Source organism: Candidatus Nitrospira allomarina, from assembly GCF_032050975.1.
Lineage (GTDB): Bacteria > Nitrospirota > Nitrospiria > Nitrospirales > UBA8639 > Nitrospira_E > Nitrospira_E allomarina.
This window is the reverse complement of the sequence record NZ_CP116967.1, coordinates 3,694,736-3,713,993: the sequence shown is the minus strand read 5'-3', so window position 1 is coordinate 3,713,993 and position 19,258 is coordinate 3,694,736. Positions and strand designations below refer to the sequence as shown.

21 protein-coding genes are annotated in these 19,258 nt (G+C 51.1%); 5 read left to right on the top strand and 16 right to left on the bottom strand.

Annotated features, from left to right (window positions below; all coding sequences use genetic code 11):
- Positions 1–385: 385 nt before the first annotated feature.
- The 9 genes from PP769_RS16500 to cax all read right to left on the bottom strand — a co-directional run bounded on the left by PP769_RS16500 (position 386) and on the right by cax (position 7,206).
- The gene (locus tag PP769_RS16500) at positions 386–721 is read right to left on the bottom strand and encodes a hypothetical protein (RefSeq protein ID WP_312642154.1); all 336 of its coding nucleotides are present in this window, start codon (positions 719–721) and stop codon (positions 386–388) included.
- Positions 722–861: 140 nt separating this feature from the next.
- Positions 862–1,080, bottom strand: a complete 219-nt coding sequence (locus PP769_RS16495; RefSeq protein WP_312642152.1) for a hypothetical protein — start codon at positions 1,078–1,080, stop codon at positions 862–864.
- 63 nt (positions 1,081–1,143) lie between these two features.
- Positions 1,144–1,383, bottom strand: coding sequence for a DUF5132 domain-containing protein (locus PP769_RS16490; protein ID WP_312642149.1), 240 nt, complete (start codon positions 1,381–1,383; stop codon positions 1,144–1,146).
- An 82-nt stretch (positions 1,384–1,465) separates the two neighbouring features.
- Entirely contained in the window at positions 1,466–4,075 is a 2,610-nt protein-coding gene (locus PP769_RS16485) for a heavy metal translocating P-type ATPase (protein WP_312647059.1), read from the bottom strand.
- Positions 4,076–4,206: 131 nt separating this feature from the next.
- Positions 4,207–4,596 carry an HMA2 domain-containing protein gene (locus tag PP769_RS16480; RefSeq protein WP_312642147.1) on the bottom strand — a complete coding sequence of 130 codons (390 nt, stop codon included), beginning with the start codon at positions 4,594–4,596 and terminating at the stop codon, positions 4,207–4,209.
- 30 nt (positions 4,597–4,626) lie between these two features.
- A complete protein-coding gene (locus tag PP769_RS16475) occupies positions 4,627–4,929 on the bottom strand; it encodes a DUF5132 domain-containing protein (protein WP_312642145.1) in 303 nt (100 codons plus the stop codon).
- 18 nt (positions 4,930–4,947) lie between these two features.
- Positions 4,948–5,187, bottom strand: a complete 240-nt coding sequence (locus PP769_RS16470) for a DUF5132 domain-containing protein (protein WP_312642143.1) — start codon at positions 5,185–5,187, stop codon at positions 4,948–4,950.
- A gap of 219 nt (positions 5,188–5,406) precedes the next feature.
- Positions 5,407–6,126: an LCIB family protein gene (locus tag PP769_RS16465; RefSeq protein WP_312642141.1), complete on the bottom strand. Its 720-nt coding sequence runs from the start codon at positions 6,124–6,126 to the stop codon at positions 5,407–5,409.
- Positions 6,127–6,138: 12 nt separating this feature from the next.
- The gene (gene cax / locus PP769_RS16460; RefSeq protein ID WP_312642139.1) at positions 6,139–7,206 is read right to left on the bottom strand and encodes a calcium/proton exchanger; all 1,068 of its coding nucleotides are present in this window, start codon (positions 7,204–7,206) and stop codon (positions 6,139–6,141) included.
- 621 nt (positions 7,207–7,827) lie between these two features.
- Between cax and PP769_RS16455 the strand changes: the two genes are divergently transcribed.
- The 5 genes from PP769_RS16455 (at position 7,828) to PP769_RS16435 (ending at position 13,126) form a co-directional block, all read left to right on the top strand.
- Entirely contained in the window at positions 7,828–9,177 is a 1,350-nt protein-coding gene (locus tag PP769_RS16455) for a TolC family protein (RefSeq protein ID WP_312642137.1), read from the top strand.
- A gap of 72 nt (positions 9,178–9,249) precedes the next feature.
- A complete protein-coding gene (locus PP769_RS16450; RefSeq protein WP_312642135.1) occupies positions 9,250–10,557 on the top strand; it encodes a TolC family protein in 1,308 nt (435 codons plus the stop codon).
- Positions 10,558–10,691: 134 nt separating this feature from the next.
- Complete coding sequence (locus PP769_RS16445; RefSeq protein ID WP_312642133.1) at positions 10,692–11,462, top strand: ParA family protein; 771 nt, start codon at positions 10,692–10,694, stop codon at positions 11,460–11,462.
- 39 nt (positions 11,463–11,501) lie between these two features.
- On the top strand, positions 11,502–11,915 hold the full coding sequence (locus tag PP769_RS16440) for a hypothetical protein (RefSeq protein ID WP_312642131.1): 414 nt from the start codon (positions 11,502–11,504) through the stop codon (positions 11,913–11,915).
- A gap of 248 nt (positions 11,916–12,163) precedes the next feature.
- The gene (locus PP769_RS16435) at positions 12,164–13,126 is read left to right on the top strand and encodes a magnesium transporter CorA family protein (RefSeq protein WP_312642130.1); all 963 of its coding nucleotides are present in this window, start codon (positions 12,164–12,166) and stop codon (positions 13,124–13,126) included.
- Positions 13,127–13,334: 208 nt separating this feature from the next.
- Here the strand turns inward: PP769_RS16435 and PP769_RS16430 are convergent, their stop codons facing one another.
- The 7 genes from PP769_RS16430 to PP769_RS16400 form a co-directional block, all read right to left on the bottom strand.
- The gene (locus tag PP769_RS16430; protein ID WP_312642128.1) at positions 13,335–13,670 is read right to left on the bottom strand and encodes an EF-hand domain-containing protein; all 336 of its coding nucleotides are present in this window, start codon (positions 13,668–13,670) and stop codon (positions 13,335–13,337) included.
- Positions 13,671–13,685: 15 nt separating this feature from the next.
- Entirely contained in the window at positions 13,686–14,123 is a 438-nt protein-coding gene (locus PP769_RS16425; RefSeq protein ID WP_312642126.1) for a hypothetical protein, read from the bottom strand.
- A 37-nt stretch (positions 14,124–14,160) separates the two neighbouring features.
- Entirely contained in the window at positions 14,161–14,781 is a 621-nt protein-coding gene (locus tag PP769_RS16420) for a TMEM175 family protein (RefSeq protein WP_312642124.1), read from the bottom strand.
- Between the two features lie 693 nt (positions 14,782–15,474).
- Positions 15,475–16,506, bottom strand: a complete 1,032-nt coding sequence (locus tag PP769_RS16415) for an HAD family hydrolase (RefSeq protein WP_312642122.1) — start codon at positions 16,504–16,506, stop codon at positions 15,475–15,477.
- Between the two features lie 62 nt (positions 16,507–16,568).
- The gene (locus PP769_RS16410) at positions 16,569–16,949 is read right to left on the bottom strand and encodes a hypothetical protein (protein ID WP_312642120.1); all 381 of its coding nucleotides are present in this window, start codon (positions 16,947–16,949) and stop codon (positions 16,569–16,571) included.
- Between the two features lie 98 nt (positions 16,950–17,047).
- Complete coding sequence (locus tag PP769_RS16405) at positions 17,048–18,619, bottom strand: arylsulfatase (protein ID WP_312642118.1); 1,572 nt, start codon at positions 18,617–18,619, stop codon at positions 17,048–17,050.
- A gap of 197 nt (positions 18,620–18,816) precedes the next feature.
- Positions 18,817–19,206 carry a hypothetical protein gene (locus PP769_RS16400; protein ID WP_312642116.1) on the bottom strand — a complete coding sequence of 130 codons (390 nt, stop codon included), beginning with the start codon at positions 19,204–19,206 and terminating at the stop codon, positions 18,817–18,819.
- Positions 19,207–19,258: the final 52 nt, after the last annotated feature.

Genomic DNA, 19,258 nt, shown 5'->3' with positions numbered 1-19,258 from the left:
GTGATTGTCGTTTCGGCACGTACTCTTGCATTAAATAAAGGATTGAGGCCATTCTCTTTTCTTGAGACTGCCTACTTTCCCATGCATTGGTGAACCCACACCGCGTGCTTTTGTGATTGTTTCTGAAAACCCCATTTTTTATGGCCGTGGAGTGGCATCAACTTATTTCCCCTGGCTTTAGAGAAAAGTTGAAAAATAAAAAAGGGTATGGGTCTGCCAGTTATCTTTACCCATATATTGTGAAGAGGACAGAGGTCATTTGGGATTTTGGTCTGATGATCGAGGTAGGGCACACGTAGGTTTGAACAATCCGGAAAAGACTACAGTGAGAGTATGAAGCCCGACTGCCATAGCCAAATCCTTGGTATTTGAACCGAATGGGTTGTTAGAGCTCCTCTTTTGAGAGCTTGCCTTCTCTGAACTCGATGGTCTTTTCAATGGCCTCGGTAAATGTCTCTCCATAGGCAAAAATTCTGTACCCGAGATAGCCTGCGGCGACCCCAGCCACAATCTCAGCGACACCAATGGTCATGGCTGCAGCCATGCCCAACCCTCCGGTCAAGACGCCACCGACATTGGGATGCTCGTGAAAGACTTCCCAAATCCCACCGGTGAGCGAGGTAATGCCACCCTCCAGGCTTCCTAGTGCCTCTTTGCCACTTCCCGCAATTGAGTCACCCAATGTTTCTGTCTCTACTGTGCTGGTTGCGCGTTTTGGCATATCAATTTCCTTTTAGAGTAAGAAAGCCTTTGTCCTCATTCCGCCGCAGAATTCTAGCGAAAACATGGCAGGTTGTAAAATTCTGAGAAGAATCCAATCTCCGAATATCGCAGAGCTCGACCTCTCGTCATGCAAGAGCATTATGATGACGATGAAGAATGTGTCAATTCCGCCTGGACCTCACTCACCAGCTCTGAAAAGGTCGCTTCGATTATCAGGCCTCCCTTGACGACTCCTTTGACGACAGGGCGAACACTTTGTTGAAGACCGGAAATAATGTAGGGCGAAAAATACCCTACCGCGGCCGTAGCCGCGAATCCGATCGCGCCCCAGACCAAACCCGCAACACCTGTCTCCATGACATCCTCCTCTTCTTTAAATCTCTCTTGTATCTCTTCTCTTATTCCCTGTCAGGGAGAGAGTTAGCTCTCTACGTGAGCTTTTTTTGCCTGTTTGACTTCGGATTTCGCCTCAGCGACAAGATCTTGAATGTGTTCTCCTGACTCGGCAACGAGTTCTGAAGTCGCGGTATAGGCTGCCATTCCCCCTTTAATAACTCCCTTGGTAAGCGCACGCGTTCCTGAAACCACTCCCGAAACGAGCGATGGAACAGCTAACGCTGCAATCGCTCCGACGACCACACCCCCAATGATTGGCAACATACAGACTATCTCCCTTCTTGAACAGGTTTGGGTGAAGACTCTCGAAGTATGGGTTCGGGAAACTTTCTCAATCCCATAAAGGTTACGCCGGGATGTCGAGGAGTTCCCCTTCTAACGCAGGAAAGCGTTGTTCTTGCTCACCGTTGTCAGAACTATCATGATTCACCATGTGTGGCTCCATTACCAGCATGGGCCGTTGTGGTGCTGCTGGCTTTCCCATAATGGGACGAAGGCCATTCAAGGTGGCAATGATGGCTGACCCATTACTGAGTAAGGTCGCCCCGATGGGACCGAGGATTCCAATGCAGGCCAGCCCCAACGCAATGGTATTAGGAATAGAAATAATTTTCCAATTTTGATGGATCAAGCTGATCGCTTCACGACTAATGTCAATGGCCGCGGGGATTTTCCATAAGCCTCCATGGAGTAAGGTCACATGAGCCGTATCCTGAGCGACCTGAGTTCCTCCCTCCACGGCAATTCCAACATCGGCAAAGGCGAGGGCCGGGGAGTCATTGATCCCATCTCCCACCACTGCCACCTTATATCCTTGTCGTTGCAAGTCCTTCACCACATCGGCTTTATGGCCGGGGAAGACTTCGGCGATGTAGCGGTCAATCCCTAAGTCCATGGCAACGCGTTTGGCGACCTTTTCATGATCTCCTGTGAGCATCACGATTTCTTTGACCCCACGTTCTTTGAGAGCCTGAATCACTTCAATGGCCTCCGGCCTGATAGGATCGGTATAGGACAAGAGGCCTGCGAGTTTCCCATCCACGGCCACACAGAGGGGAGAGACGGCACGATCTTCCATGTCGCTGATTTGCTTTTTGATCTTTTTTGAAAGAGTGATGCGTTGTTCCGCCATATACCGGTGATTCCCCACCAGTACAATCTTATCGTCCACTATGGATTCAACGCCAAGTCCCAGCGTGTAGTCGGAGGTGGTTCGCTCCGGGATAATGAGTCCACGTTCCTGCGCAGCCCGGACAATGGCTTGGGCCACAGGGTGTGTCAGGCGATTCTCCGCAGCCGCTGCCAGGGTTAAGACTTCGTCTGCGGTAAAGGAGCCAAGTGGGCAAATGTCCACCACGTCAGGGTGTCCCATGGTTAAGGTGCCTGTTTTATCAAAGACCACAGCATCCACTTCAGCCAGGGTTTCCATGTGCCGCCCACCTTTAATCAATATGCCATGGCGGATCGCTTTGGTCATGGAGCAGAGAACGGTCGTGGGAGCCGCGATTCGGATTCCCGTTCCGTAGTCCACAATTAACACTGCCGCCGCGCCGGGAATACCGCCTCCAATGACGGCTCCCAACGCGCCAAGACCAAAACTATAGGGGACCAGATCATTGGCCCATTTCACGGCATAGTTTTGAATTTTAGTCTCTCTGGCCGGGGCGCCCTCAACTAACCGCACAATCCGGGCGGCCTCGGTTTCATCTCCGATTTGTTCAGCCTGAATGTAGAGTTCCCCTTCACGCAGGACTGTAGCGGCATAGACCGGATCGCCGGGATTTTTTTCGACCGGCATGGATTCACCGGTTAGAGTAGCCTGATCCACCAGGGCTATTCCCGATTGGACGGTCCCATCTATGGAAATCCGTTCCCCCGGGTAGACAACCACGGTTTCTCCTCGTTGAATCTCACTGACGGGAACTTGAATGGTTTGCCCGTCGCGAATGACCCACGCTCGAGTCTTCTGGTAGGCCAGGACTTCTTCAATCGCCTTCTTGGATTGCAATACGGTCAGGTCACGAATATAGTCCGCCACATTGATTAAAAAGACCATACCGGTCGCCATGGGAAAGGCGCCTTGTATCGACATCAAAGCGGTGGCGGAGGCATCAAGCACATCCACATTCAGTTTCCCGTCCACCGCGACAGAATGGTAAGCTCGTTTGAGCATAGGCAGTGCAGCGGCCAGGAGGAAGGCGGGGACCGCGATCGGGGCCAGTGGTTCCACGAACAGGGCGATGGCAATTCCGGTGCTTGAGTACCACAATTCCGGGCCCGATTCCTCATCGACCGCATTCTCTGCCTGTTCTTGTATGACCTGCTTGGGCTGGTAGGCCTCAATGTCCTCATGCCGAAGGTCTCGCAGGAATTGGCAGAGTCTTTCTCCGTCCCAGAGGGTCGAGTCAAATATCACCGTGACGCTTGAGCAGCTGGAATTGACACTGACCTCCTGAATGCCTTCCTGGTCTTGTAAAAAGATAGGGAGGGCTTCGGCAAGCCGGGTACGAATCTGCAAGGCAGGGACACGAAGACGCACTCGTTCTGGAAGTGAGTGGACCACCTTCGAAGAGGCCATGATATTGGGAATGGTGGCGGGTAGGTTTAGGGATTGTTTTCTCGAAGGGGCCTTCGCTCCATTCCCATTGTTCTGATCATGCACGGTCTGCCCGAAGGATGTTTCGAGGTGGTCGATGGTGAAAACGTTCGGGGAGACTCCAAGGGTCTCAGCTACGGAACGGAAAAATTTTGGATTTGTTCCCTGACATTCATCATAGTGAAGAATGAGGTGACCGGTGGTTAAATTCCTTGTGACCTCATCTACCCCTTCCAACTCAGAAAGCTTGAGATCAATGGCTTCCGCGGAGTCAAAATTTTGCTCGTTATCAGACAGTTTTACACGAAGACGCCCTGGAACAGCATGAACAATGGAGGCCGAATGAACGCCCATGGGAATAATTCCTTTGAATGAAGTGAAGGTTGGGGGAATACATCTGTGCGTTTTAAAAACTCTTATTTATAAGGATACAGGCGGGTTTAATCCTGTGGTTTCCATCACCTTTCTTGCCCTGGCTGCTAGCGTCAAATTTAAGATTTGCCTTTGGCTTTCTTGGAAAATTTATTAGATTTGGTTTTTTTCTCAATTTTGGTGCCGGCCTTGCGAACGGTTTTTAAGGGTTTGACGCGGGCTTTAGCAGGAGGGGCAGCTTTGTTTGTTGGTTTGACCTCAGGAGAGGATGGGCCCAGAGAGGATGAAATGGACGGATGAAGGGCCAGCATTTCTAAGACAGTGGGATCGTAGTGAATGAGGAGGCTTCCTGTCTTGGGATTGGTCTCCAGATGTGTAATCCCCTGAACGTTATAAAGCCGGCGTTGAATTTCCTCGGCATAGGCCATATTGTTTTTCAGCCGGTGAAGCTTAAGGCGCACCCGATCAGGCAAAGCATGCACAACCTGAATGTCCTTTTCGATTTTCATTGGTCTTCCTTATGACTCTCCGGACCTTCGTCAGGCATTTCTGTGTGAATCCTTCGCCTTTCCAGATTTTCTCGCTTTGCCTTTTGTTTCGGTTTCTTCGGGGGCACTGGCAGGGTGGGGCGTTTTTATCGTTTCCGACCGTGCCTCTTCTACGAGATCATTCAATTGTTTCCCGAAGCCCGATGCCTTCTCTGAAACCGTTTCATATGCGATAAGCCCGGCTTTCACAAGCTCTTTGACTAATGGGCGGAACGCTCCAGAGATTCCCCCCGGACCGCTCCCGGCTTGGGAGTTGTCCGTGGATTCAGGATCTTCTTTATCAGGCTGTGGCATGTTCCGACCCAATCTGGACTAGTTTGAGGGTTTGGTTTTCGCGGGATGAGCAATTTCTGCTTTGGCCTCGGCGACAATGTCATTGAATTGTTCCCCGGTCTCGGCAACCATTTCTGATACAGCGGTATAGGCCACAATTCCCCCCTTGAGGACTTCTTTCGCCAAGGGACGAAGCACCTCTCCAATTCCCGAAATAAGCGAAGGAGCGGCCACTGCCGCCACAGCTCCAACAACAGCACCGCCGATTACAGCTTCCATTTGCAAGCCCTCCTTCAAGAAATGATTATTCACACCTTTTCACTGACGGCTTATTTATAAATATCTATCAATTGATTTGCAAGGCATATATCCTTGAAATAGATAATATTTTTAAAAAATACCCATCACGGTAAATGGGTCAACCCCTCCAAAGGAGATTTCCCTGTAAATGGTCCGGCCGAGAAATCGCCCCTCTAGCGTTACCTGAACAATACCAACCTATAAGGCAAAGCCCTGGCGATTTCCATCCCGGACCCAGTAGGTCTCTCCAGGCCAGATGTATTCCATGCCTTGGGGACCGTGAATTTGAATGCCTGTCAGGACGGCATAGTCATTATGAAGGGGGTCAACGGTTATGTGGATCATTCTTTTCAGTTCCTCCAGAATGACGGCATAGGCAATTTTCGTGAGACTCAACAGGTCCGGAATATCACCGTAAGTGAGTTTGCGAAACAGATGTTGTTTCAGCAGGCTTTGCTCGATGTCATCAGGATCGATTCCTAAAGAGACACACCGATTGGCCAGTTCCATCTGAAATCCGTGCAACGCTCCGCAGGCATGGGACGGTTGAAAGCGCCCTGGGCGATCATGGCGACCAATCTCGCCTTCTGCATCCACGCCGATGTGCGGCAGGGCAAAATAGACATAACGTTCACGCCCATCTTCATTCGGCGCATGGTGCTGTGCCGCTAAAAATCCGGTCTTTCCGAGGAAAAGCATGCCGCCCAGACTGGAAAAAATAAAGGCTTCTCCCCAGGTTTTTTTCACTTCCTCGACCAGAGGCAACGTCAGTTCATCCCGGCATACGCTGACGAAGGCAATCGTGTTCTCAGCGCGGAATCCCTCAGCCTGCAAGAGCGCATATGAGCGTTGGACAAAATCCTCTTGGAGTATCGCCCTGGGAAAGTGTGCAGAGAGGACTGTTTCAAAGCTTGCCATGGGTTTGCCTGGCTACATCGGGAGAAAGAAAAATCCAATGCCCAAAATTAAATAGACTCCCAGCAGCATCACGCCCTCCATCCAGTGGGATTCGCCATCCTTCGTGAGGTTCCCATTGACGAGAATCGCAATGACAATGGCCGCAATTTCAAATGGCACGAAAAGCAGATCCAGAGGTTTGGGACCGAGAAGGTAACTGACGAATACCAGCATCGGTGCCACAAACATAATCACCTGGGTACTCGCCCCGACGGCAATTCCCATGACCAGATCCATTTGATTATTCCTGGCGAACCGTATCGAATTCATCAGCTCTGCCGCATTCCCGAATACGGCGAGAAAAATCACACCGGCAAAGATAGGCGTGAGGCCGATGCCTGCGGCTGCGGGTTCAATCGCTCCCGTCAAAATTTCGCTCATGAAGGCAATGCCGACCGTTACGGCTGCTAACATGCCAATGGCTTTGTTTTTACTCCAGGCGGGCTCTTCCTTTTCCCCTTTTTGGGGGGGAGTGCCTTCACCCGGTTCTGCGGGTTCCGTACGAAATAAATGCTGGTGAGTTTTCAGGGTAAACACCAGGCTTAGGATATAAGCGATAAAAAGCACAATGGCGATTTCCGTACTGAGTTCCTCTTCCTGTTTGGAAGTGAAATGAAACAGAGCAGGGACCATAAGCCCGACACCTGCGAGTGTTAACAGTCCCGAACTCATCCCGGCCGCCGTCGCATTAAACTTTTGCCGTTCATGGCGAAGGCCGCCGAGGAGAATCGCCAGCCCCATCCCGAGCAGCAAATTTCCCACGATGGATCCGGTAATGGAAGCCTTGACCACGTCGTACAGACCGGCTTTCAGGGCAAAAATCGAAATAATCAATTCCGGAGCGTTTCCCATCGTGGCGGCGAGTAATCCTCCCAGAGTGGCGCCGATATAGGCCGACAGGCTTTCCGTTGATCGACCCATCAACCCCGCTAGTGGCACAATGGCGAGGCCTGAGGCAATGAAGACCAGAATGGGGTTGGCTTCGTACCAGTCAAGTCCTATTGCAATGGGAATGAAGATCAGAAGTAGATTTAGACCCATCGGTGCCCTTTTGCTGAAGTGGTTAAGAGAACCCAGAATTTCGGCAGTGTACTAAATACCTACCACACTATTCATTACCTGTCTTCGGTATGAGGAACTATTTTCGCGCGCCTCGATTGAAGTCTCTTTCAGGAGGGAAGAACTCAATGCCGGCCAAGGAAAAAATTTTTACAATACCGTTACCTCTCGCGAAAATTCATCGCACGCTCCGGCATCCCTGACAATGAGTCCTGGAAATTTTTTTTCTTCGACGTCGTTTTTGACTCATGATACCGGGGCAGGTTGTCCCTGTCGGCCGGGCATACGTCTCTATCTAAAGACAAATTTTTTAATCCGGGAGTATCTCACAAAAATGACAGTGGCAGACATAAAATTTCGGAAGTAAAAACTGAATCTTGAGGCTATGGCATATGGCTACAGACTGAATATTTGAGCTATGCTGGCGCCATGTATCCATGGGTGTATGTGGTAAGAAACGGAAAGGCAGCCCTAATTAACCTGCGCTGAAGATTGCCCTCGCATGGATGTGTTGTCGCCCTTCACCGGGCAAGGCGAAGGCGGGGAGCAGGCATCCGGTAAGGTATCTTTTTGCTTCGTGAGTTGTCAGGAGGGAGGAAACGCATGACCAGATGGGCGACCCAATACACCAATCCCATGAGAGCCAATTGCGGAGGGACATGGTGCGTGGGGACTTGGCTTTTGGCGATCGTGATGCTGATCCCGGGGCTCTTGAGTCTGAGTTCAGCGGTGGCGGCAACCGGGGAAGGGAGCTTGGAGAAGCAGAAACCCACGATCCTGCGTCTGAGTCTTGATGATGCCCTTGCCATGTTTCTGCGTCAAAATCTGGATCTTCTTAAAACCAAATATGGCATTGATGCCGCAAAGGCCCAACAGATCACCGCCGGACTGTTCCCAAACCCCGAGCTCTCCATCAATACCCTCACCGCCTACACACAGGATTGTAATTTGAGTAAGTGCGGAGGGATTATGCCGGTTATCAGTCAACTTTTTCTGGTGGCCGGTAAACGCGGGTTCCGTGTTGAAAGTGCGGAGTTCGGGACACAGTCAGCCGAAGCCGGTTTTGAAGACACGCTTCGACAACTCGGTTTTGCCGTGAAGGATGCCTACTATCGGGTGCAGGTGGGGCATCGCCTTCTGGCGGATGATGAACAGCGATCGAGCCGGATCAATGGTGCCATCGAAAAACTCGTGGGTGCACCCACAAAGATGCAAGATCCGGAGGATTTAATCCGTCTTCAAATTCGTGCGGTGAAAACACAGGGGGATATCATCCGGGATATTCAACAGCTTGATTCGGACCGATCCGATCTTCTTCTGCTCTTGACCCTCCCTCCGGAAACTGAATTAGCGCTGACGACGGATCTGACATTTCAGCCGATCGACCCCGATATGGTGGCTTTGAAGAAGCGCGTGGAGGATGCCAGACCGGATCTTCGCGCCAAGCGTCTGCTGTTGGCCAAGCGCCGCTCGGAATCGAAGCTCGCGATAGCGAACCAGTATCCGGACGTGACAGTGGACCTCGGGTACAATGTCCAGGGACCTCAAGGGCCTGACAACCAGCAACAATGGACCATCAATTTGGGCATGCCTATCCCGGTGTTCGATAGAAATCAGGGAGGCATCAAGGAAGCCGCCACCAAAGTACATATGGCAGAAGCCGATCTGCAAAAGACCCTCAATGAAGTGCATCACCAAATTAATACGGTCTACCGGCATTTGGGCCAAAGTCGTCTGCTAGTCGAAACCTACCGCGCGGGTGCCTTCGAAGCCACCCAGGCGCTGTTGGATAGGGTGGAGAATGACTTCCATTCGGGAGAGACCACGATCCTACACCTGCTTGATGCCTTTCAGACAAAAATAAATATAGATAAGGCCTACATCAACGCCCTCTACGAATATCAACGCGATATCCTCCTTCTCGAAAGTGCCGTCGCGCAGCCAATCAGCTAAAGATCCCGGCCTATGATTTGTTCCCATTATTTCCTTTGCTTTTTTTCAGGCTTACGCGACCACGCAAGGTCAATGTTGGAGATTCGATTATTTGCGAAGGTATGTATCATCATGGGCCTTCTTGGCGTGCTGGGATTGGGAACCGTCGGAAACGCTACGGCGGGAGAACAGGAAAACAGACCTGCAAGCAGGAAGTCCGTGGTCCAGCGTCTGAGCCTGGATGACGCCATTGCCTTGTTTCTCCGTCAAAATTTGGATCTCCTTACAACCCAATATGGTATCGATACCGCTAAGGCCAAGAGAATTACCGCCGGGCTCTTCCCGAACCCCCAATTCTCCATCAATACCCTGAGTTCCTACACACAAAATTGTCAACTCTCTGACTGTGGAGCGATTAGCTCCGTCCTGAGCCAACTTTTTGTCGTGGCCGGCAAACGCGGGTTTCGTATTGAAAGTGCGGAATTCGGGACACAGTCAGCCGAAGCCGGGTTTGAAGACTCGCTTCGACAACTCAGTTTCGCCGTGAAGGATGCGTATTACCGCGTTCAGGTCGCGCGTCGTCATCTGGCTTTCGATAAAGAGACTCGCGAGCACCTTTCGGGTGTGGTGAAAAAAATGATGGATGAGTCACAACGGATCGGCTATGGCAAAGATCTGATCCGGCTCAAAATACAACTGGTGGATGCACAATATGGGTTGATCCGTGATTTGCAGCAAATCGATTCCGATACTGCCGACCTTCTTTTGCTTTTATCTCTCCCCCCGGAAACTGAACTAGACCTGACGACGGATCTGACATTCCTGCCCATCGCCCCCGATATACACGCATTGAAATCTCAGATTGAAAATACGCGCCCGGACGTTCGGGCCAAACGTCTATTGTATGCGAAGCGTCGCGCTGAATTGAAACTTGCGCTCGCTATTCAGTACCCGGATGTGACCGTGGATCTCGGATTCATGGTCCAGGGAGCCAAAGGACCTGACAATCAACAGCAATGGACCTTTAACGTGGGCATGCCCCTTCCCGTGTTCGACCGAAATCAGGGCGGCATACAGGAAGCCGCCACCGTCGTTCAAATAGCCGAGGCCGACCTGCGCCAGACTCTCAATGAGGCGCATGCTCAAGTCGATTTGGCCTATCGTCATCTGGTCCAAAGTCGTCGATTAGTGGAAGCCTATCGAGCCAAGGCGCTGCATGCTGCGCAGTCCCTGTTCGATACTGTGAAGAAGTCCTACGAATCCGGGGACACCGCGATTCTGTCCTTCCTTGATGCCCATCTGACAAGAAACGATATTCAGGAGGCCTATCTGGATGCTCTCTACCACTATCAACGTCATATCCTTCTCCTCGAAAGTGCGGCCGGACAAACAATTAGCTGAGAAATCTGGTGTGATCAAGGTTCAATTCTTCTTGACTTTTTAATGGGCTTTGCTGAAACTCTTCCATCTATTTTTTTTAGCCTCGATCGCCCGTGCCCTGAGCCTATAACCAGGAGCATTCCCTTTCTCAAGCGATGACTCGCATAATTGCCATCACCAATCAAAAAGGCGGGAGTGGGAAAACGACAACCGCCGTGAATCTTGCCGCGACATTGGGCGAACTGAAGCGTCGAGTGTTGCTGATTGACCTTGATCCGCAGGCCTCAGCCTCCAACTGGTTTGGGATTACCGAAGAGGAGAAAGGCCTCTTCGAGGCTTTTACGGAGTCCAAAAATCTCAAGGATCTCATACACCAGACCTGTGTGCCCTTGGTTGAGATGATCCCTTCTTCCGCCTGGCTGGTGGGAGTGGATAAGGCGTTGGCCGGGGAAGTCGGGGCTGAGATGATTCTCAACCGTCATCTCGCTCACCTGTCCGATCAATGGGATTATATTCTTCTTGATTGTTCGCCCACGCTTGGCATTGTTACCATCAATGCGTTGGTCGCAGCCAAAGAAATTCTCATTCCCGTAGAGGCCCATGTGATGGCCTTGCGCGGATTAGCTCACTTACTTCAAACGGTGGAGACCATCCGTGTCAGATTGAACCCGGATTTGGCGATTTCGGGAATTCTGGCCTGCCGGGTTGATGCTCGCACGCGGCATGCGTTAGAAGTGGTTGCCCAACTTCGGGAGCGTTTTGGCAAGCAGGTGTTTCAGGTCGTGGTGAGGGAAAGTATTCGGTTGGCAGAATGTCCATCATTTGGAAAACCCGTGACTCTTTACGATCCTCAGGGGAATGGCGCCAAAGACTATCGGGATTTGGCAAAAGAAGTGAAAAGACAGGAAAGCCGATCCGGAGTATAGGGAGACCATTTTCGCTGTTTTGCAAAGGAGATCTGGTTTATGAGCAAACGAAGCACCATCGGGACCAATCCGCTGGATGAGATCATTCCCAATCCATTGGGAGCTGCGATACCTGACCAACACAAAGGTTCAGACCCATCAGTGCCTGAAGATGTTGGGAAGCCGGAAAACAGAAACAGGCCTGCCGGGCAGCAACCTATGCGAGGTCGCGATCATCATGACAAAAAAGTGGGTACACGGCTTTATGCGGTTTTACAGGATGACAGGCCTCAAGGGAAAACCAAAAGCTTTCAAGAGGGTCCTGTATCAGCAGCTCCATTAAACGTAGAGGTGCTTCCGGCGACCGGTCAATTATCGGAACGTCTTGTCGAACTCGAAGAGGAGAATCTTTGCCTGAAGTGGGCATTGGGAGTGATTCTCGCGCCTCTTGTCCTGTTAGCCTTACTGGGCTAGTCTCGATTCGATCGGATAGCACCTTCCGGCCGACTAAAAGGAGAGGGGATGTATCTATGGTCTTCCTCGAGAAAAAATTCTCGAACCTTTTCGAAATGGCATTGGCATGCAGGCTTCAGCATATAAGCAGGTTGGTTAAACGACATCCGCCCTTTCTATCGATTCTGCTCTGAACGGTATCCATTTCCCATTCATTGCGGGCTTCCGAAGACTTTGATACGAACTATTAGCATTGGAGAGTGCTCCCAGTGCAGATACATTGCTTCCGACTCCAAGAGCAGGGTTTGCTCCAACTGACCGAGGAAAGACCTTCCGCATCATGGCTTGGGGATGGGACCGTCCGTTTACTGGATATTGATAATCCCGACTTGACCAAAGAGCTGCCGGAGCTCCTTGCGCCCTTGAACTTGGATGACGCTTTGCTGGACAAAGTCAAATCCCAAGCCGGGGGTGTCAGTGTGGAAACCTTCTCACACGCCTTGTTTCTTCGATTCCCACGCCCGGCTTTACATGATTTTAAGGATCCCTATATTACCGCGATCTGTGTGAAAGAAACTCTCATTCTCCTTCACAATGAACTATATCTGCCTCCGGAACAAATTCTCGCAAGGATCGATCGGTTCGGCGGAATCGGAAACAGCACCATCACGGACCTGATTCTCCATATCCTGTTATTAGGCATTAATCGTGATATCGAATTATATCAGCAAACTCGACAAATGATTGCGGAACTGTCAAATGACTTTGACCAGAGTCTCAACACCGATGTCCTCAATGATATTCAGAATCTGACCAATCACGTGAGCCGTCTCCAATCAACGACCGAAGATCGTCTTATTCTTATGGGAAGCCTCCTCACGTTGAAATCTTCTTTGTTGGATTTGCATGAAGTACGATTGTATTTTAAGGAAGCCATGAACGAATTAAACCAAATGCAGCGTTGGCTGGAACGGTTAGAGGGGCGGCTACAGGGATTATCTCAACACTACAATTTGTCACTCCAGAATAGCACGAACAACCGGCTTCGTATCCTGACGGTGATTTCGGCCATTTTTATGCCACTCACCCTTATTGCCGGTATCTACGGCATGAATTTCCCTAATATGCCCGAACTTCAGATGCCCTACGGGTATTTTATCCTTCTTGGTCTCATGGCTGTGATTGGCGGAGGTTTGGGAATATTTTTCTATGTCCGGGGTTGGTTTGAGTAGAGCTCTCTTCAATTCGTGTTGAACTTCTGAAAAATGGTAGGGAATTTTTTATGGCCTGCCTCCAGGGAAAAATCCTCCTCTGATGAATTCTTTGTGAAATTTCACCTATGGACCTGTTTCAGGTAAGCAGTCGTTTGGTTAAACAAAGGTTCCTGTTCTCATGTAATAGAGGTTCGGCCCGATCCGTTCCCATTCTCAATCGGCAAACCTATTTGTCCGGGGATAAGTCCTCGCCCAGGCTCTTATCCGTTTCTTCTTTGGGTGTCGGGCTGTCCTCAAGAATTGATGCGAACTCATTCCAGGAAATGGCGCCGTCCTGATCTTTATCGAGTGCCTGTAAGACGCCTTCCACCCATAGTGTTCGGGTCAGGAAATTTCCTATCTTGGCATCCGCGAGAAGTTGCTCCAACGCGGATGACCCGATCTTTAAATCCTGACCATCGATGGAATCGTAATGGTCGAAGCCTTTACGAAAGTCACCATCAAATTTCTCCTCGACCAGTCGACGAATTTTTTTTGTCAACTCCTCCTCTTCGGCTCCCACTGCATCTCCTTTCTTTCAATTGCAGGGCTTGGCTCCCGCATCAACCTGGTGCGGTGTCTTTCGAAACTCAAACATAAAACCATCCGGGGTTTTCAGGCGGAGTTCATCCCCACGGAAAGTATAGTCAAGGCGAATACGTTCCTTTTCTGGCGATGGGATCAAAAGGAGAGCCTGGCCTTGAATGCGATAGACCCCCGAATGGCAAACGCCTTCAGGTTCGACCCATGTAAATGTCCCATGCCGGTTCAGGATCAAGCTGACATTCCTGCCTGTATTGGAGGCCAGCGCCCCGGAAAAAAAAGGAGAAGGATGGGTGATCTCAGTGCTTTCCCATGATCCTGTTAATAGGAAGTCTTGCGAGGCACAGGCAAAAATCCCGACCGCGCAGAATATGGTGAACGTCAATCCGAGTCGGCCCAAGCATGCCTGTCCTCGTCGGTAGGGATTCATCATTCATTCTCAAAGTGGACCGTTTTACCTCTGAGTCCATTTATCTCTGTGAGAAAAAGCGCGCCCAGACGGGCGCGAGGAACCAGAAGGCAATCGCGCCATTGACGTTGTTGAAAGAGATGAGAATAGAACCTATCGCAAAAATTGGTGCGGGGTACATGGCCCACAAGTTCGGATTCGTCCAGAGCTTGGGTGCACCATCCAGATGCCAATCGCGTTTGGCCGCCACATACTGGTGGAGGATCAATAAAGAAAAACTAGCCAGACCAAGAGTTGAGGAAAAAATGATGACCGCAACGGCATCTTCTTCGTAATGACCGAGCAACGAGGCAGAGTAAGGGATGAGCGATACAAACATCAGATGAACAAAGTTCAACCAGAATGTCTTTTCATCGCATTTCTGCAGGTGCTTGAGAATCCAAAAATTCCTCATCCACAGAAACGCCGCCATATAAAAACTGAGTATCCAGGCAGCAAAATTTGGGATCTGCTCTTGAAGGTCGGTAAGAAGCTGGCCTGTGGTCAGTCCAGGAGTTTCAGGCACCTTCAGATCCAGCACCAGAAGGGTGATCACAATTGCGTACACACCGTCTGTGAGGGCATTGAGCCGTTCAAGTGAGGTGAGATGGCCTAAAAATATGCCTCGACTCCAATTCCTCATAATCCTGTGTTGTCCTTGAAAAGAGTCGACGCTCACACCTTTTTTGTCTCGAGTATCCAGGAGTGTGCGTGACGTATTGTGCGACGTTGAAGTGGGCGCCCAATGCAATGTTGAAAATATTACCTCATAGAAGACTTGGAGTGCTACCTCGGTTGTTTGCCGATTTGCCGGTCACTCCCGAAACGCATCGGAACAGCCATGGAGGAACGGCATGAGAATCAAATGAGTTGAATAGCGTGAGGAGTGCAATGAAGGAAGAGACGATTTTTAGAAACGCCTCTTCAAAGTTGGGCGGGCGTTTGGAGGGATAGTGCGGATAAACCTCTGGACTTGCCGTTCAGAGACCTCAAGGTGCTCTTTCAGAATGATCTACGGCACTTTTTGAGAACAAGGTTTCTCGTCAATGATCCTTCATCAGAAGAGAAATGGCTCTGGTCCTTCGGCAAAAGGGTGTTCTTTTTTTTGGGCAGGACCTTATATCTTTCCGTTCGATTGGAAATCGATCATCCGGTTTTTTTATCCATGCCCCGGCGTGACTGGGATGAGATGGAGTTCCCCGTTTCGAACCAATACAGAGATCATCGAGAGGTGACCGACCGGCTTTGTGGATCACATGCATTTCTAAAGGAGAGCGTTTCCCCGCCATGCCCCATTCACTTGGCTCATTCCTCCGATAAATCGGCAAAATGAAATTCATCTATCCGAGGATTCGGACATTGACATATCACCGCTATGCCTGTGATACGGATAGACGGCCTTCCAATCCTTTTCCATATCTACCACCGTCCACCCTTTGCCTTTTGCTTCGTCCAGTGCCTTATCTAGATGGCCGATGGATGATTTGCGGTCATAGGCCCATTCACGCTCAGCGTCGGTGTGGTGGATGAGAGCCATGAAGCGTGCTCCATTTCCGCTTGCCGTCCACTGGAGCATTTGAAGATCGCCGTCTGAGTTGCCGAAGGCCAGAATGGGCCTTCGACCGATGTGCGTCTGAATGCCGACAGGTTTGCCGTCCTTGTCGTCAATGAAGTTGATTTCAGGAAGCTTGACGAGTACCGGATCCCCATCGCGCAACGCATATTTCAGTTTGCCGCTGCTGCCGACGACCTGTTCGGGTGGGATTCCATACACGTGCTCGGTCCAGGGCCGCATGAAATCGATGCCGCCGCCGGAAACAATGAACGTCTTGAAACCATTCGTCCGAAGATACGCCAGCAACTCCAACATGGGCTGATACACCATTTCAGTGAGCAGACGTTTGGTCTTGGGATGTTTCGCGGTCGCAATCCAGTCTTTCACGGTTGTCTCAAACTCAGCCGTCGTCATCCCCGCGTGGGTGGCCATGACGATTTTGAGGATTGCGTGTTCACCGCCCGCCAGAGCGCCCTTTACATCCCCTTGGAGCAGGGAGGCGAACGGCTCCGTGGTTTTCCATTCGGGATGTTGTGGCGCGAGGGCTTTGACGCGGTCAAGTGCAAAGAACAATTGGAAGTACATGGGCTGTTCCGCCCAAAGCGTGCCATCGTTGTCAAAAACACCAATGCGAGCAGCTTCAGGCACAAAGTCGGGACCTGGTGTGGTGACACGTTGGACAAAGTTCACGACGGCCTGTTTGTTCAGGCCGTCGTTCCAGGATGGAAGCTCGTCTGCGGCGTAGATCAGCGTTGCGGAGAATGGGGCGATCAAAAAGACACAGGCCGCAACGAAAGTATGGGTGCGGTTCATTTTTGTCCTGGGTTCCTTTCTGAGTTTGAAGTCGATCTTGGACGACCTATCCTTAATCAGGTTCACATATGTGATCGAAGGCATCCGAGGCACCAGATGGCCAACCCTGTGTGAAGGAGAGCTGCCGGCCAAAGACCCACGCCGGTCAGTCCCAGGCCCATGCCCGCATAGAGGAAGACTCCGACGGCGCCAACGTTGTAGAGCACCATGGCTGTCACCAACCCTGTTGCCGCCCGGCTCTGTCGATCATTCCGTGCAAACCAACAGGCGATACCGAGGGAAATGAGTGCGGCTCCTGCAAGGCGAGCTGTGAGGAGACCGCCGGCTGTATCGAGGGAGGCACCAAACAGAATCGCAGCCGGTACCGATGGGGAAAGGACTAACGCTAAACCTGTCCCTGTCTCCAGCATCGCTGTCACGATGAACAAGGCTCTGAGTTGCACCGTGAGTCTTCCAATGTGTGTGTAATGAGATAGCCCGCATCCTCCGGTGGGACGGATGCGGGCGGGTAAGTTGATTCAGTTTGTCATGGTATCGGGCATTATTTGCTGCCTACGCCCATTTGAAGAGTTTCCAACACCTGGTCGATGGTGAAGCTGGCGGCCTTTTGACGGGGCGGAAATTCTTTAAAGGACCCTAAGAATCGGCCGACATAATCCTGCGCCGGCAGGAGGAGGTAAGCATGATCGATATACCAGTCCCAATAGGTGTTGGACGTAATCGGCGCCCGCTCGTACGGGTCCATTCGTAGATTGATGAGCAAGGGAATCCGGGTCTTCACGAAAGGCTCGCTCCAGACCGCCAGGGTACCAGCTGCCCGTTGCTGAGCAAAGATCACCTTCCAGTTGTCGTAGCGCAAACCTGTCAAATCCCCATCGTCAGAAAAATAGAGGAATGATTCGCGAGCGCTCTTCTTCTGCTGGCCAGTGAAGTACGGTAACTGGTTAAACCCGTCCAAATGTACTTTGTACGTCATTTTTCCAATCTGGTAGCCCTTTTGCAGTTTTTCCTTGATGTCGGGCTCTCCGGCGGCGGCCAAGAGGGTCGGTGCCCAATCAAGGTGGGACACAATGTCGTTGGACACGGTGCCGGGCTGAATGTGGCCGGGCCAGCGCACCATGGCAGGGACGCGATAGGCTCCTTCCCAGTTGGAGTTCTTCTCGTTACGAAAAGGTGTCATCCCGGCATCCGGCCAGGAATTCATGTGAGGTCCGTTGTCGGTGCTATACACGACGAGGGTGTTGTCGCTAAGACCCAATTCATCGAGTTTGTCGAGTACGGTGCCGACGTTCTTGTCGTGATCGATCATCGTGTCGTGGTATTCACTCTGCCATCGCCCGGACTGGCCCACACTCTCCGGCTTGGGATGGGTGCGGAAATGCATGTGAGTAAAATTGACCCAGACAAACATCGGCTTGCCGGCCTTGGCCTGTTTCTCGATGAACTCCGCTGCACGGGCGGCAATGTCGTCGTCGATCGTTTCCATTCGCTTCTTGGTGAGAGGACCGGTGTCCTCGATTTTCTGGGTGCCGTCAGAATTGGCAAAGCTATGAATCACCCCGCGCGGGCCGAATTTTTTGCGGAAGTTGGGGAAGTCGGTTTCTTTAGGATAATCGGGCTGTTCCGGCTCCTCTTCGGCGTTCAGGTGATACAGGTTCCCATAAAACTCATCGAACCCATGGGCGGTAGGGAGGTGCTCGTCCTTGTCTCCCAGGTGATTCTTACCGAATTGGCCGGTGACATACCCTTGTGCCTTTAGCAACATGGCGATGGACGGGTCTTCCTTGCTCATGCCGATGGGGGCGCCCGGCATGCCGACCTTGCTCAAGCCCGTACGGAAAACGTTCTGGCCGGTGATAAAGGCCGAACGCCCGGCGGTGCAGCTTTGCTCGGCGTAATAATCTGTGAACATCATCCCCTCTTTCGCGACACGATCAATGTTGGGTGTCTGGTAGCCCATTACGCCGTGGGAGTATGCGCTGACATTGCTTTGTCCTATATCGTCGCCCCAGATGATAATGATGTTCGGCTTTGTTTCAGCGGCATGGGCTGTCGTCAGCCCGCTCAATGTCAGCAAGACGGCCAGCCTACAAGCGGTCAGTAATGTTTTCATTGCTGCGCTGCTCCTTTCTGTGAAAGTTTGGGGGTAATTTTTTGTGGACTATTTTGGGCAGTTGAATGGTGTCATTATCTTGTCGCGTTCTTGTCCTCATGCGGGTAACCGCCTCTTATCCGAAACGATTTAGAGCGGGCTTGCGAAGGTTTGCTAAAACCAGATTCGCTTGATGAGGAGTGCGATCAGAATATACCTCAATAAGGCGGCTCGTTTCCATTTAAAAAATTTTCTTTTAATGAGTGGCGACACACCAAAATGAGGGTTAGATAAAACACATGCAGGAAACTGTGCCAGAAGACGTTCTCCTTCCCTAATGCCGTAAATCCGTTCGTCAGGGCCAACATTCGCTGCCGTGCACTGGTTTGATCTCGAAAAAGGCCTTTCCCCATCTGGGGGATTTCAGTCGTACCTTTCTGACTGAGGAGTGGGTTCATCCCCAGGTCTGGAGGCTGCAAGTCCTTCTTCATGTCCGCTTGGGCAGACAATTTCATGTACTTCAATTTGATGAAAATTCTTTTGATCTTCTCCGTCAATCGATAGGGCAGGGTGATTTCGTAATCCTCAACTATCGCGGGTCTCGTCATCTTCCGTAACAGCAGCCATGCAAATTCTAGGCATTACTCCTTCACCCATCCA